We start from the raw sequence: 13,319 nt of genomic DNA, 5'->3' as shown, positions 1-13,319 counted from the left end.
AGAAAATACTGCTAACGACAACTAATTTCAAGTTAATTATTTGTTTTTAATTTTTTTTAGTTGATATTGGTTGTGTTTTGGTTCAAAAAATGAAGAGCATCTGCTTCCTGCCCCTGCTTTTAGTCCGCTACTAACCAATTAACGCCCTTGGCTTCCAGCTCACTTTCCCATTCCTTCGGCGCAGCCACATCGCTGATTACGGTATCGATCTCTTTTAAATCAGCCACCTTGTAAAAGGTGCTGATACCTATTTTGGAGTGATCCGTCAAAACGATGTTTTCCTTGGAATTTTCAATGATTCGTTTCGCGATCATCGCTTTTTCGCAATCGTAGCTGGAAATACCGTGCTGAGCTAAGATGCCGTCAATCGAAATGAACGCCTTGTCGACAAAAAAGCTTTGCATCATGTTTTCAGCCAGCGTACCTGCCGTGCGAAAATGCTTGGATTGAACCTTCCCTCCAATGAAATATATCTCCCCTGTAAAAAGCTCCTTGTTGTGGTACTCCATCAATAAATTCAGCGCAGGCACTGAGATGGTGATGAGCTTTAAATTTTTGCGATTCATCAAAAATGGGAGCATGTGCAGAGTCGTTGTTCCATCGTCGATGACCAAGACATCGTTGTCCTGTACGAGACTAGCAGCAGCACGCCCAATTCGCTTCTTCTCCTCTGCGTGGGAAACCTCTCGCATCAGATGAGAGGGCTCCTCCCTTTCGTAATTGATCTTGATAGCACCGCCATATACACGCTTGAGCTGATTTTCATTTTCCAGCTCCTCCAAATATCGTCTGATTGTCTCCGAGGACACCTGCAATTTTTCTACCAGCTCGTTGGTCCTGACTTTACCGGCGTAATTCAGCAGGTTCATAATCGCGTCTTTGCGTTCTTCCCCCACTAATGACATAACTGAAGTCCTCCTGCCGCTTTACCAGAAAATATTTTTCTCAATGGCCTGCACCAGATTTTTCATATCATGCGGGTAGACCTCCCCGATATTGCCGATTCGAAATGTGTCTGCGTGTGAAATTTTCCCCGGATACAGCACGAAGCCTTCTTTTTTCAGCCGCTCGTAAAACGCTGCAAACGTAAACTGTGGGCTTTCTGGAAAGTAAAAGGACGTAATGATCGGGGACTGCCATTCCTTCGGCAGCAGTGCGCGAAAACCGATCGCTTCCATGCCCTCTACCAATATGCGCTGATTCTCGCGGTAGCGAACCTGCCGTTTTTCGATGCCGCCTTCTTCTTCAAGCTCCAGCATGGCTTGGTAAAATGCACGCACTACATGGGTTGGAGAGGTGAAGCGCCACTTTCCGTTATGCTTCTCCATCGTTTCCCATTGGTCGTACAAGTCGAGCGAGAGCGAGCGTGCTTGCCCTTTGCATTTTTTTAGCTCCTCAGTTTTAGCGAGAATGAAGCCAAAGCCCGGAACGCCCTGGATGCATTTATTCGCGCTGCTGACCAAATAGTCAATCTGCAAATCGGCCACATCAATCGCGACGCCCCCGAAGCTGCTCATCGCATCCACGATGTATACCTTGCCAAACGATTTGACTACTTTTCCGATCTTTTCGATAGGATTGAGCATCCCTGTGGTCGTCTCGCAGTGAACGACAGCAACATGCGTAATCTCCGGGTCGCCCTCCAGCACCTCGCGCAGCTTTTCTGATTCCGCCTGTCCGACTTCCCCGAAGTCAACCACTACCGTATTGACCTTGAGCACCTTAGCGATTTGGGCGATACGATTTCCATAGGCACCGTTCGTCAATACAACCAGCTTGCCGTCTTCTGGTACGACCGAGCCGATGACAGACTCTACAGAGAATGTACCGCTTCCTTGCATGAGTACGGTCGTATAATCATCATGGTTGCGCCCACCCAGACTGACCAGCTTTGCGCGAAGACTTTGAACCAAATCGTTATATTCGTTATCCCATGTGCACCAGTCGCGCAGCATGGCGGCCTTTACTCCTTTTGATGTCGACAGTGGGCCAGGAGTCAAGAGCAAGTACGGATTATCAGGCAATTGTGTGAGGTTCATGGTTATCTCTCCTTTTGCGCGAGGCGCAGGTTGATTTTGGGAATCAGTGAATCCAGCTCACCAATCGTATCGATCACATAATCGGCTCCTGCCGCTTTGAATCGTTTTGTTACGACCTCCATTCGATCTGCCAGCTCGTCAGGATCACACTCCAGCACCTCTTTCTCGGTCATACCCAGCTCACTGCCACCTTTGATTACGCCGACTGCCCATGTGCCTGCTGCTACCCCTTCTTTTACATCGCTTGTCGTATCCCCTACTTTAATGATGTGCTTCATCGGATGAACATCCAGATTGATCGCATTTTGGTAGCACATCCACGGCAGGGGACGGCCTGCGGGCATTTCGCTCGGAGTTACCAGCGAATCAGGCCAATAGCCGAGCTTCTTGGCAGCGGGAGCCACGACGGCCATCATCTCCGCCGTGTACCCCGTTGTCGAGCCAATCTTGATTCCGGCAGCTCGCAGCCGCGCCACCAGCTCCAGCACACCAGGAATCGGTGTCACGTAGTTTTTCAAAATGGAGAACAGCATCGGCTCGAAGTCGGCGTACAGCATATCGACGTCCTTTTTCTCCGGGAGCCTGCCGTATTTAGCTCTCCACAGCTCTTGGATGCGCTCCATTTTCAGCATCGTGTCGATGTGATCCCACTTGAGCATCCCCATCGGCTCACGTGCTTCTGCGTGGGTAACCTCGATCCCCCGCTTTTTGAATACCTCCAAAAACACATCCAGTGGCGCAAAGCATCCATAGTCAACGGTTGTGCCGGCCCAGTCAAAAATCACTGCTTGAATCATGCTCTCTCCCACCTTTTTCTTCATGCTTATCATCGTTTTTGCCATCTCTGTGTTTTTGTCCTCAGCTTATTCGTTCCGACTTCATAGAAGATCCGTACCAGCACGTTGGTCAAAACGATCAGGACGGACATCGCTGCAGCTGGTGCGACATCTCCTGCATCATCCATATTGACGATTGATACGGATGCTAGCTTGAAGTCGGCTGAATAGAGGAAGACGACAGCAGAGATGGTTACCATGGAGTTAATGAAGTAATAGACGGCAATTTCCAAGATCGCCGGCAGTGACATCGGTACCGTCACCTTCCAAAAGGTGATGTAGAACGGAACACCCATCGACTCCGAAGCAAGCTCGAATTCCTTGTCCAGTTTTTTCAGCGCAGTAGTAGCGGTAATAAACGGAACGGCGTAAAAATGGATCAGGTTAGCCAGAATCAGGATGAGAATCGTCCCGTACATCCAGTTCAACGGGTTGTCAGGATGATTGAAGAAAAAGATGTAGGCAAGACCGATTACCAATCCCGGCAGAGCGAGCGGCAGGATGGAGAGAAAATAGCCGATTTGCCGCAGCCCTTTCATAAACCTTGTTTTCTCAAGCAAATACGCATTGATGAACGTCACAATCGTTCCAACCACCGCACTGTAAAAGGCGACGAGCAAGCTGTTCCAGAATGGCTGCATCCCTTCGCCGGCTACCTTGGAAAAGTCGTAATGCGTGAATGATATCGTCAAATCATACGGCCAAACCTTGACCAGAGACGCGAAGATCACTGTCCCCAGCATCAAAAAGATCGAGACGGTAATGAGCGAGCAGTAGATAAAGAAGGAAACATCCCGTCCGCGCTGTGGTGTAATTTTGTACGGCGTCGATTTGGCATTCACCGAGGAGTTTTGCTTCCTCTCTACAATTCGATCCACAATGAAGGCGAGGATCGCCGGAATAATCAGGATGATCCCGACAGTCGCTCCCATCGTCGTGTTTTGCTGCCCGATCACCTGCTTGTAAATATCGGTCGCAAGTACGTTGAATTGTCCACCTACTACCTTTGGTGCTCCGAAGTCGGTAAAGCTCAACGTAAAGCAGACAAAAATCGCGCTGATCAGACCGTATTTCACATTAGGCAGCGTCACTGTCAAAAACTTTCGAAGCTTGCCTGCCCCCATGGTTTCTGCTGCTTCGTACAGATTGTAGTCAGCAAACGCGAGGGATACTGCCATGATGAGATACGCCTGTGGAAACGTATAAAACATCTCGGAGAGGATAATCCCCAGTGGACCGTAAAGCTCCATGTCAAAACTGGGGAAAAGTCCAAAAAATCCGGTCGTGATAATTCCTTGATTACCAAACAAGTACGTCAGTGCAATCCCGTGCATCATCGTAGGTGCAAACAGCGGCAACAGGGCTACATAGCGGAAAAATACTTTCCCTCGCATATCCGTCCGCGTCAGAGCAAAAGCGTATAGAAAGGCCAGTGTCACGGAAAGAATCGTCGTCACTCCTGATACGTACATCGTGTTGGAGAACGATTGGACCAGAGCAGGAGTAGCGAAATATTTGACGAAATTGGCTAGGCCGATATACTCGCCCATCTCATTGATAAAAGCTTTGCTGAATAAATCCCCCAGCGGCAAAAGAACACTTACAAACAGGACAATCACAATACTTGCAATCAAGATCTTTTGCAGCCACTCGTCCTTGCCCATCTTTTGTCGAACGGTTCGAGTGCTCATCTTAACCACTCCCCGTCTTCTTCGTCACGGCAGCCTGGTCAAACGAGATCAGGTTTTCGAGTGGCATTTCAAAAGCAACCTGCTTCTCACGTGCAAGACCCAACCGATGTGTTTGCTGTACAGACAGATCAATGGTAACGAATTGGGGCAAAAGTCCTTTATTCTGATTGAGGAGCTGCAAGCTCACGCGATAAAACGATCCGCGAAACTCCATGTCCTGTACGACTGCCTTCATGCTGTATTCTGCCGCCGGGTCCATCAGATGAATATTTTCCGGGCGAATGGCATACAACCGATCCTGACCTACTTTGTTTCCCGTAAACACAGATTCTTCCAAAAAGTTGATCGCTCCGATAAAGTCGGCAACAAACGGACTGTTCGGCTTTTCATAAATCTCCTGCGGAGTGCCTACCTGCACCACCTCCGCATTGTTCATGACAACGATGCGGTCTGCCATCGTCAGCGCTTCTTCCTGATCGTGGGTTACCATAATGGTCGTAATCCCGATTTTCTCGTGCAAAATTCGCAGCTCCCGGCGCAGCTTGAGTCGCACTTTGGCATCCAGAGCAGATAAAGGCTCATCCAAAAGCAGGAAGTCTGGCGACAGAGCGATGGCACGCGCCAAGGCAACACGCTGCTGCTGCCCTCCTGACAGCTGAGATGGGTATTTATCGCGGATGTGCTCCAGGTCAATCAGCACCAGTACCTCCCGCACTTTCTCCTCAATTTCTTTTTTGGACATCTTTTTGGATTGCAGGCCATATGCGATATTTTGCGCTGCCGTCAAATTAGGGAAAAGGGCGTACGACTGAAACATCATCCCAAAATTACGTTTGGCTGGCGGAAGAACCGTAATGTCCCGATCATTCACTAAAATTTTTCCGCTCGATGGCTGTTCCAATCCCGCTAGGATTCGAAGCAATGTCGTTTTTCCGCATCCGCTTGGTCCTAAGAGGCAAATGAATTCATTCTTTTGGATATCGATATCGATTGATGTGAGGGCAACAAACTTGCCAAATGTTTTTCGCACACCTTGGATGCTCAGATATGGCTTTGTCATACGCTCCTCCCTTCTCCCTTTTTCGTGTAGTTTGCTTTGGATCGTCACCCGCATCTAGCTCTTCGGCTCACTTTTCGTACTGTAGCGTTTGTCCCACTCAGCCAAGATTCCCGGGCGATCTTTTGCTGTTTGGGTCAAGTCATTGTGGATGAGCTGCGATCTGGGGTCCTTCGTATAACCTTCAGGGAGTGTGGCACTCTTGCTGTCTACGGTAATAATGGCAAAGTTTTTGTTGTATTCCTTCATCGCCTCGTCCGAGATGGCCAAATCAAGGAATACTTTTGCTTCCGGCTTGATCTGCGCTTTTTTCACGAGGGCATTTGCTTCTACATCCCAGCCTGCGCCTTCGGGAGGGAAGATGACTTCAAGTGGAGCACCCTTTTTCTTTTCCGTAATGCCCCGGTAGCCGAATGAGATGCCGATTGGATATTCGCCAGCCGCTGCCATTTTTGCCGGCTTGGAACCGGAGTGCGTATAAAGCGCAATATTTTCATGAAGCTTATCCATGTAATTCCACGCTTCCTGATCACCGTACAGCTCTTTCCATGCTGCGACTGTGAAGAAGCCTGTTCCAGATGAAGAAGGATTCGGCATGACGATCAGCCCTTTATACTCAGGCTTGATCAAATCAGCGTAAGATTGCGGGATAGGAAGATTGCGTTTTTCCAACTCCTTCGTATTCACGACAAATGCGGTCTCAAAAGCATCAATGCCCACCCAATGTGCCGGGTCCTTGGAGTCCTTGAATTCAGGCGAGATTCGTTCAATTCCTTTGGGCGTATAGCCTTCCAGCACACCTTGGAACTCTGCTCCCAATAGCTCAGTTGCCGCTGTTCCCCACACTACATCTGCTTGTGGATTGTCTTTTTCAGCAATAAGCTTGGCTACGATAACACCTGTTGAATCCCTGACGATGTTCAGCTTGATCTCGGGATGCGCTTGGTTAAAAGCTCCCACATACGCCTTGAGCTGATCATCCTCCAAAGCTGTGTATACTGTCAGTTCGGACGAGCCTGCCTTACCGCCTGTGGAGCCAGATGATTGTCCACATCCTGCTAAAAGCCCTACTGACAGTACACCCACTACGATCGTGCTAACCCATTTTTTCATCCAGAACCCTCCCCCTTTTGTTTCTAATCCATTCTCCCCTTCCAAGCTGCCTTCCGGTTAAGACAACACCAATTCCACATCAATTAGTTTGTTTTCCCGTTTTTTAGTTGTTTTTTGTTTTTATTATATATTCAATTGTCTAAACATTTCAAATCTTTTTTCGTAAAAAATATTACAAGCCTAAGTGAACGATTGAGGTAAGCTAATCGTAATAAGGTTGAATGCGTCGAGAGGAGCTCCATCGTCTATGGATGAACGCGACCTGATCAAACAAGCCCAAAAAGGAAACCAGCAGGCATTGTCTGAGCTATTGCAAAAGCATTACGCCTTTTTAAAAAGCTATCTGCTTAAAATCACGGTAAATCCGTACTTGGCCGAGGATTTGACACAAGAGGCCTTGATCAAAGCGATCGAGAAAATCACTTCTTATGATGGCCGATCTGCTTTTTCCAGCTGGCTCATTACAATCGGTTCCCGCCTTTATATCGATTTTCTACGTAAGAAAGACACGGAAAAAAGATGGACTGAAAAACAAAAAGCCCTATCCAAAATGAAATGGGCCGCGGGCAATATGAATCGAGACTGGCCTGAGTTCCTTGAGGTTCTCCTGACATTATCGGAGGAGTATCGCATTCCGCTTATTTTGAAGCATTATTACGGTTACACCTATACGGAGATCGCGGACATTCTGCATATTCGCGAAGGAACGGTCAAGTCCCGCGTGCATCATGCCAGCAATCAATTGAGAAAGGAATGGTTGGACGATGAACAAACATCTGGATGAAGACAACGACCAGTTGTATCAGAAGATGCGAGAGGGTCTAGATGAGCTGGATGAGCTCTTTCCATCCGCCACTCCCGACCCTGCTTTTTTCCAGAGCATCGTTTCGGAAACAACCAAACGCACAAAAAAACGCATTCGCTATGAGCTGCTCGCTTTTTGGTCTGTTGCTCTTGTCGTGCTCTCCATGTTTTACTTCATCCAATCTCAAGCGCTGATTATTTACTTCCTTGTTCAAGGACTGTCCTTTCTCGCATTTGTTTTCATCCTTGCTAAAAGGTGGGTAGGTAACCATGACACAACCCCATGATGTTCCACTGTGGCTGCTTTTCACTTTATTGAGTCTTGCTGCCATTCAAGGTACCTGGCTGTTTTTGGATGCGAAAAAAAGAAGCCGTTTTCCGTGGCTTTGGGGGTTATGGGGATTAACGAGTATCCCGACTCCACTGCTCGTATATTTGCTAGTCGTACGAAAAGTATGGAAAAAGGGGGGAGTATGAGATGAAAGAAAGACCTTTTCGCCTGGCATTCATTTTCGCCGTGATTTCCTTTCTGGCTAGCTTGATCATGATTCCATATCAGCTGCAAATCATACCGCTTCCTGAAGCGGCTCCCGTCCATCCAGCCGTTCTTTTTCTTAGCTCAGCCATTCAAACAGCGCTCATCACCTTGCTTTTGAGCTATCTTGGGATTCGCCTATCCTCCTCAGTCGGTTTGCAGCTAAATCTCTGGAAAGGCTGGGCATACCGCCAAAAGCACGAAGGCTTTGCAAAGCGTACTGTGATCCTTGCCATTTTGGGAGGCATCATCGTCTCCTTGGCTATCTCTTCTCTCGATCGGCTTTTCTTTGTACCAAGCATCCCTCAGCTTGCACAGCTTCAGGCTCAGGCTCCTGTGTCTTCTCGCTGGCTCGGACTTACGACCATTTTTTATGGGGGCATTGTGGAAGAATTGCTGCTGCGTTTGGGGCTTATGACCTTGTTCGTTTGGTTATTTTATCGCCTGTTTGGCAAAAAAACGAGCAGCTGGATGTTCATCGTAGCGATTATACTCACGAGCGTGCTCTTCGGCTTGGGCCATCTCCCTGCAACGATCCAGGCTTTTGGCGAGCTGACGTCGCTGCTTGTCATTCGCGCAATTCTTTTGAATTCACTTGCTGGTATTCTGTTTGGTTGGCTTTATTGGAAAAAAGGGCTTGAATACGCAATGATCGCTCATATGACAGGAGACCTGATGCTTCACGCGATCCTTTCGTAAACCAAAAAACTGCCGAGTCTTCATCAATCAGACTCAGGCAGTTTTTTTATTTTCTGTCCAACAGCTCGACGGATATTCGCTTTCGTTTTTCAAATGTTGCGATTTCATGGTAGCCTGCTTGAAGCAGGGTTTCTCGTGCCTCGTCCAAGTAGCTGCCTAAATCGTCGGGAAAATGTGAGTCAGAGGAAGTGGTGATTGGCACGTCATACTCGCGCAAAATTTGCAGGAAGCTGTAGCTCGGGCACATTTCCTTGACGGGATAACGATAATACAGTCCCGTATTAATTTCTGTTGCTATCCCATGCTGTTTTAACAGCTGGGCGATACGCTGGTAATGCGGAAAAAGCTCTTGTTCAGAAGGACGGTAGCCAAACACCTTCAAATTGTCCAAGTGTGCCACGAAGTTAAACAATCCAGATGCAATTGCTTCCTCCACCACTTGAAATTTCTGTTCGTATAGGGCAAGCAAATCAATGCCCTCAAACCGCTCTTTTGTTTCGGGATTGTCAAAACCCCAGCCGTTTACAAAATGGACGGAACCAATCACATGGTCCCACGGGTAGCGATCAATCATGGGGGCAAGCACTTCCTTGCCACCCGAAAAATAATCAGCCTCCATCCCCAGTTTTAGTGCAACTCCATCTGCTTCCCAGATCGGCTGCTGCTTCAAAATAAAGTCGACAAACTCTTCAATCGAGTCGGTGCAAACCTGATCCAGCCAGATGCGCTGCATGCGTCCCAGCTCATCGTCCTCTAGATGCATATGCTGTTCGAAGTAAGGCTTGAATTCCTTAAAGCGGTAGAGATGATCCACAATTCCCACATGGGAGAGCCCCAGCTCTTTGGCGCGAGCACGATACAGATCGAGCCATTCACGTGAGTATGCTCCTCGGTTGATCCGCTCATGCATCCAGGATGCGAGCTCTTCCATCCACTCTCGTGTGTGTCTGTCCCGTGCAGGCTGGCGAAAACGAAGCAGTGCATCTGCCGTGCGATTCCACCAGCGCAAGGAATACGGGCCTTCCTCCAGATGTACGTGATAATCTACTTTCACGCTTTCCCCTCCCTTGTGTCAACCGTCATCCAGGTTACTCCTTTTCTCTCCAATTCGCTTTCCCAGGACGCTGGCTTTTCATGGTCGGAAATAATGACATCGACTGCATCCAGCGAAATGATTTTGCAAAAAGCCTGCACGCCGATTTTGCTCTGGTCCGCCAAGACAAAAACAGCTTTGGATACCCGTGCCATCGTTTTGGAGATCATGGACTCATTAATGTCATAATCACTGATCCCGGATGATAGGGAGATCCCACCTACTGAAATAAATGCCTTGTCAACATGGAAGGTTTCCAGCATTTTCTCGCACAACGGGCCACTGATCGATTGCTGCTCGGTGTTCACTTCTCCCCCGAGCAGGATGACTTTGCCTGTGAATACATGCTGATTGAGTGCTTCCGAAAGCAGTGAGGCTACGGGCAGTGAATTCGTCAGCACAGTAAGACGCTTGCGCCCCTGAATCATGCGGGCAAATTCCAGCATGGTCGTCCCTGTGTCAATCACGACGGTCTCCCCATCAGCTAACAGCTCAGCAGCATGCTGTCCAATCGCCCGCTTGGCTGCAAGATTGATGTCCTGTCTTTGATGATAGGGCGGCTCTCCTTCTGCGTAATTCTCCTTTACTGCTCCACCGTAAACTCGCTTTAATCTGCCTACCTGCTCTAATGCATCCAGATCGCGGCGAATCGTTTCACTCGATACTTCCAGCCGCTCAGCGAGAGAGAGCACCTTTACCTTTCCATACAGATTCAGTTCCTCGATGATGGCTTTTTTTCTTTCTTCAGCCGAGATGGACATTCCATACGCTCCCTTATTGTAACGGGATGCACTCTTCAGCCGGAATCCGCATAAACACCGGTGTACCTAAGCGAATCCAGTGATTGTCAGACGTATTGAGCACATCCACTTGCATTTTTTGATGCTTTGCCTCTACTTCATAACGAATGACGTTTCCTTTTAACGTCATGCTGCGAACAACACTCTCAATAGACCAGCCGTTTTTTGACTGTGCGGATGCCTCATTGCCAGGTGGTACGAGAGAAATGACCTCAGGTCGAATGGCAAAAGCGTCACCCGCCATCGCTATTTCTCCAACCAGCTGTACCATCTCCGCTCGCTTCAGTACATTGTAGTTGCCGATAAAGCGGGCAACAAACTCACTTGCAGGATGAGCGTAAATCTCTTTCGGAGTACCGATCTGTACGATGTTGCCATGATCCATTACGAAAATGCGGTCAGATACGGTCAACGCCTCTTCCTGGTCATGAGTAACGAATACCGTTGTGATCGAGAGCTCCTGCTGAATCCGCCTGATTTCGGTTTGCAGGCTCTTGCGAATTTTGGCATCCAGCGCACTAAGCGGCTCGTCCAGCAGCAGGATTTTGGGCTCGACGACAAGCGAACGCGCCAAAGCTACGCGCTGCTGCTGACCACCTGAGAGCTGATGTGGATACGAATTCTCACGACCGCGCAGATCAACCAGATCAATAATTCGCTCCACTCGCTCCTTGTATTCCTCTTTCTTCACGCCTTTCATTTTCAGCCCAAAACAAATGTTGCCGTATACATTCATATTGGGGAACAACGCATAGGATTGAAACACCATGCCGACTTCCCTGTCCTTTGGCGCAAGCTGCGTGATGTTTGTGTCCCCTACGACGATTTTGCCCCCGTCCTCTACCTCTGTCAAACCGGCGATACAGCGAAGAAGCGTGCTTTTGCCGCATCCGCTCGGACCGAGCAGCGTAATCAATTCGCCCTTTTCAATCGAGAGGGAAACCTGGTTCAACACAGTGGTCTCCTTGAACCGTTTACTCAAGCGATCAATCTGTACATAGCTCATCTGCTTCCCTCCTTGGACGACGATTTGCCGATTCGCATCACTATACCTGACAAAGCAAACAGCAGGATAAAGTAGGTGACGACAATGGCACTAGTGAGATGTCCGCTCTCCGACATCCGGCGAATCAAGTAGATCTGCATCGTTTCGTAATGCCCTCCGACTAACAGGTTTGCGAGCACAAACTCGCCAAACAGCGTGGAGAATGACAGCAGCGTCGAAACGATAATCCCTGTCAAAATGTTGGGAAAGATAACCTTCCAAAACGCCTGCATCCGGCTTGCACCCAATAGCTCTGCTGCCTCCACGAGCTTGATCGCATCGATGGTGCGCATGCTGTTGCGAATTCCCTGGTACATGTAAGGAAGCACGATAACAAAGTAGGCACCGATCAATATCCAAATGCTGCCCGACAGCACAATCGGTCCAGACGAGTACAGTTTGATCAATCCGACTGCTGCTACGACTCCAGGTATCGCATATGGAAGCATGACCAAGCCTTGTAGTGTCCGCTCCCAGCGCGAGAAGTACACCGTCACGATAAAAATGGTCGGCACCATCACAGTCACGCTAATGCAAATCGCGAAAAAGCAAACCAACAGCGTTCGCTGCATCGCGTCTAAAAAGCGTGGATCGGTAAACAGCTCCTTGTACCACGAAAGCGTATAGCCCTCTGGCAAAATCGTCCGATACCAGTCCGTCGATATCGAATACAAGAAAGTCGCGACCAGAGGGATAAACAAGTAGATCATGACGATTGTGATCAGAGAAGCATGGAATACTTTGTTAAGCTTCATCCGAGCTCCCTCCTGACACGTCGCATCATCCATTCATTGATCAGCATAGCCGTCACCATCGTGATCGCCAAAATGACGGCCAGAGCGCCTGCGAGCTCTGGTCTGGCAGCGACGTCACCTGCTACGAGTGAACCGATCCGAATGGCAATCAGGTTGTAGTTGCCTCCGACCAGGGCATAGGCTGTCGCATAAGCTCCCATCGCGTTGGCAAACAATATACTGAACGTTCCTACGACTCCTGGCAGAATAACCGGAAGCCCAATGTAGCGCCAAAACTGGACCGTGGATGCTCCGAGCAGGGCAGCTGATTCTCTCCATTGCTGATGAATTCCGTAATAAGTCGGATACAAGAGCAAAATCGCCAGTGGAATTTGAAAGTAAACGTAGACACATACCAGCCCAAACCAGCTGAATAAGTCAATGGAGGCCAGCGTCGTCCAGCCCAATTGCTTGAACAAAAGTGTGAACAATCCGTTGCTCCCCAAAATGATGATGTAGGCAAAAGCAAGCGGAACCCCCGAAAAGTTCGAGGTCATATTGGACAGCATTAACAAAAAATCACGTGCGCGCTGGGAAAAGCGTGTAATCGAGTAAGCTGCAAACAGGGCAACCACAATTCCCACCGCACTCGCACACAACGAAATGAAAAAGCTGTTTTTAAGGCCAAGCAAATAGTATTTGCTCGTCAGCGCCTTGGTGTATTGATCAAGGCCCCAGCCTACTCCACCATCACCCCGGAAGCTTTCTAGAACCATGACGAGAAGCGGCAATAATTCAAAACAGAGGACAAGAAAGGCAAACGGCAGCAAGGACAACAACAGCCACTTGTGGCTTTTTCGAATATTCAGGTGA

General features: G+C 48.7%; 15 protein-coding genes. 4 read left to right on the top strand and 11 right to left on the bottom strand.

What is annotated here, in order from left to right; all coding sequences use genetic code 11:
* Nucleotides 1-119: 119 nt before the first annotated feature.
* Genes C3B52_RS02970 through C3B52_RS02945 form a run of 6 tightly spaced genes read right to left on the bottom strand, consistent with a single transcriptional unit; the run spans nucleotide 120 to nucleotide 6,736 of the window.
* Complete coding sequence (locus C3B52_RS02970) at nucleotides 120-905, bottom strand: DeoR/GlpR family DNA-binding transcription regulator (protein WP_103104584.1); 786 nt, start codon at nucleotides 903-905, stop codon at nucleotides 120-122.
* Between the two features lie 21 nt (nucleotides 906-926).
* A complete protein-coding gene (gene phnW, locus C3B52_RS02965) occupies nucleotides 927-2,039 on the bottom strand; it encodes a 2-aminoethylphosphonate--pyruvate transaminase (RefSeq protein ID WP_103104583.1) in 1,113 nt (370 codons plus the stop codon).
* Nucleotides 2,040-2,041: 2 nt separating this feature from the next.
* Nucleotides 2,042-2,836: a phosphonoacetaldehyde hydrolase gene (gene phnX / locus C3B52_RS02960; protein ID WP_103104656.1), complete on the bottom strand. Its 795-nt coding sequence runs from the start codon at nucleotides 2,834-2,836 to the stop codon at nucleotides 2,042-2,044.
* A 29-nt stretch (nucleotides 2,837-2,865) separates the two neighbouring features.
* A complete protein-coding gene (locus C3B52_RS02955) occupies nucleotides 2,866-4,566 on the bottom strand; it encodes a putative 2-aminoethylphosphonate ABC transporter permease subunit (protein WP_103104582.1) in 1,701 nt (566 codons plus the stop codon).
* A gap of 1 nt (nucleotide 4,567) precedes the next feature.
* The gene (locus tag C3B52_RS02950) at nucleotides 4,568-5,626 is read right to left on the bottom strand and encodes a putative 2-aminoethylphosphonate ABC transporter ATP-binding protein (RefSeq protein WP_103104581.1); all 1,059 of its coding nucleotides are present in this window, start codon (nucleotides 5,624-5,626) and stop codon (nucleotides 4,568-4,570) included.
* Between the two features lie 54 nt (nucleotides 5,627-5,680).
* On the bottom strand, nucleotides 5,681-6,736 hold the full coding sequence (locus C3B52_RS02945; protein ID WP_103104580.1) for a putative 2-aminoethylphosphonate ABC transporter substrate-binding protein: 1,056 nt from the start codon (nucleotides 6,734-6,736) through the stop codon (nucleotides 5,681-5,683).
* A gap of 247 nt (nucleotides 6,737-6,983) precedes the next feature.
* Here C3B52_RS02945 and sigY point away from each other — a divergent pair, with 247 nt between their 5' ends.
* Genes sigY through C3B52_RS02925 form a run of 4 tightly spaced genes read left to right on the top strand, consistent with a single transcriptional unit; the run spans nucleotide 6,984 to nucleotide 8,774 of the window.
* Complete coding sequence (sigY, locus tag C3B52_RS02940) at nucleotides 6,984-7,520, top strand: RNA polymerase sigma factor SigY (protein ID WP_103104579.1); 537 nt, start codon at nucleotides 6,984-6,986, stop codon at nucleotides 7,518-7,520.
* The gene (locus C3B52_RS36310) at nucleotides 7,501-7,827 is read left to right on the top strand and encodes a YxlC family protein (RefSeq protein WP_164684679.1); all 327 of its coding nucleotides are present in this window, start codon (nucleotides 7,501-7,503) and stop codon (nucleotides 7,825-7,827) included. Before sigY ends, C3B52_RS36310 begins: the two co-directional genes overlap by 20 nt.
* Nucleotides 7,811-8,017, top strand: coding sequence for a sigmaY antisigma factor component (locus C3B52_RS02930; protein WP_103104577.1), 207 nt, complete (start codon nucleotides 7,811-7,813; stop codon nucleotides 8,015-8,017). The genes C3B52_RS36310 and C3B52_RS02930 overlap by 17 nt, the downstream gene beginning before the upstream one ends.
* Before the next feature lies 1 nt (nucleotide 8,018).
* On the top strand, nucleotides 8,019-8,774 hold the full coding sequence (locus C3B52_RS02925) for a CPBP family intramembrane glutamic endopeptidase (RefSeq protein ID WP_103104576.1): 756 nt from the start codon (nucleotides 8,019-8,021) through the stop codon (nucleotides 8,772-8,774).
* Nucleotides 8,775-8,820: 46 nt separating this feature from the next.
* Here C3B52_RS02925 and C3B52_RS02920 read toward each other — a convergent pair whose 3' ends face one another.
* From C3B52_RS02920 to C3B52_RS02900, 5 genes are read right to left on the bottom strand one after another with little or no spacing between them, the layout of a single operon-like run.
* Nucleotides 8,821-9,828 (bottom strand): histidinol phosphate phosphatase domain-containing protein, encoded by a 1,008-nt coding sequence (locus tag C3B52_RS02920; RefSeq protein WP_103104575.1) that lies wholly within the window; start codon nucleotides 9,826-9,828, stop codon nucleotides 8,821-8,823.
* The gene (locus C3B52_RS02915; RefSeq protein WP_103104574.1) at nucleotides 9,825-10,628 is read right to left on the bottom strand and encodes a DeoR/GlpR family DNA-binding transcription regulator; all 804 of its coding nucleotides are present in this window, start codon (nucleotides 10,626-10,628) and stop codon (nucleotides 9,825-9,827) included. The genes C3B52_RS02920 and C3B52_RS02915 overlap by 4 nt, the downstream gene beginning before the upstream one ends.
* Before the next feature lie 13 nt (nucleotides 10,629-10,641).
* Nucleotides 10,642-11,673: an ABC transporter ATP-binding protein gene (locus tag C3B52_RS02910; protein WP_103104573.1), complete on the bottom strand. Its 1,032-nt coding sequence runs from the start codon at nucleotides 11,671-11,673 to the stop codon at nucleotides 10,642-10,644.
* On the bottom strand, nucleotides 11,670-12,467 hold the full coding sequence (locus C3B52_RS02905; RefSeq protein ID WP_103104572.1) for an ABC transporter permease: 798 nt from the start codon (nucleotides 12,465-12,467) through the stop codon (nucleotides 11,670-11,672). Before C3B52_RS02905 ends, C3B52_RS02910 begins: the two co-directional genes overlap by 4 nt.
* Entirely contained in the window at nucleotides 12,464-13,282 is an 819-nt protein-coding gene (locus C3B52_RS02900) for an ABC transporter permease (protein WP_235615579.1), read from the bottom strand. Before C3B52_RS02900 ends, C3B52_RS02905 begins: the two co-directional genes overlap by 4 nt.
* Between the last annotated feature and the right edge of the window lie 37 nt (nucleotides 13,283-13,319).

This window comes from Brevibacillus reuszeri (assembly GCF_002897295.1).
GTDB lineage: Bacteria > Bacillota > Bacilli > Brevibacillales > Brevibacillaceae > Brevibacillus > Brevibacillus reuszeri_A.
This window is presented reverse-complemented; position numbering and strand designations above follow the sequence as displayed.

Bases quoted from the DNA above. Each gene is read 5' to 3' on its own strand.
- phnX (WP_103104656.1), bottom strand. From the start codon at position 2,836: ATGATTCAAGCAGTGATTTTTGACTGGGCCGGCACAACCGTTGACTAT.
- sigY (WP_103104579.1), top strand. From the start codon at position 6,984: ATGGATGAACGCGACCTGATCAAACAAGCCCAAAAAGGAAACCAGCAG.
- C3B52_RS02925 (WP_103104576.1), top strand. From the start codon at position 8,019: ATGAAAGAAAGACCTTTTCGCCTGGCATTCATTTTCGCCGTGATTTCC.
- C3B52_RS02950 (WP_103104581.1), bottom strand. From the start codon at position 5,626: ATGACAAAGCCATATCTGAGCATCCAAGGTGTGCGAAAAACATTTGGC.
- C3B52_RS02905 (WP_103104572.1), bottom strand. From the start codon at position 12,467: ATGAAGCTTAACAAAGTATTCCATGCTTCTCTGATCACAATCGTCATG.
- C3B52_RS02955 (WP_103104582.1), bottom strand. From the start codon at position 4,566: ATGAGCACTCGAACCGTTCGACAAAAGATGGGCAAGGACGAGTGGCTG.
- C3B52_RS02945 (WP_103104580.1), bottom strand. From the start codon at position 6,736: ATGAAAAAATGGGTTAGCACGATCGTAGTGGGTGTACTGTCAGTAGGG.
- C3B52_RS02910 (WP_103104573.1), bottom strand. From the start codon at position 11,673: ATGAGCTATGTACAGATTGATCGCTTGAGTAAACGGTTCAAGGAGACC.
- C3B52_RS02915 (WP_103104574.1), bottom strand. From the start codon at position 10,628: ATGTCCATCTCGGCTGAAGAAAGAAAAAAAGCCATCATCGAGGAACTG.
- C3B52_RS02930 (WP_103104577.1), top strand. From the start codon at position 7,811: ATGACACAACCCCATGATGTTCCACTGTGGCTGCTTTTCACTTTATTG.
- C3B52_RS36310 (WP_164684679.1), top strand. From the start codon at position 7,501: ATGAACAAACATCTGGATGAAGACAACGACCAGTTGTATCAGAAGATG.
- C3B52_RS02970 (WP_103104584.1), bottom strand. From the start codon at position 905: ATGTCATTAGTGGGGGAAGAACGCAAAGACGCGATTATGAACCTGCTG.
- phnW (WP_103104583.1), bottom strand. From the start codon at position 2,039: ATGAACCTCACACAATTGCCTGATAATCCGTACTTGCTCTTGACTCCT.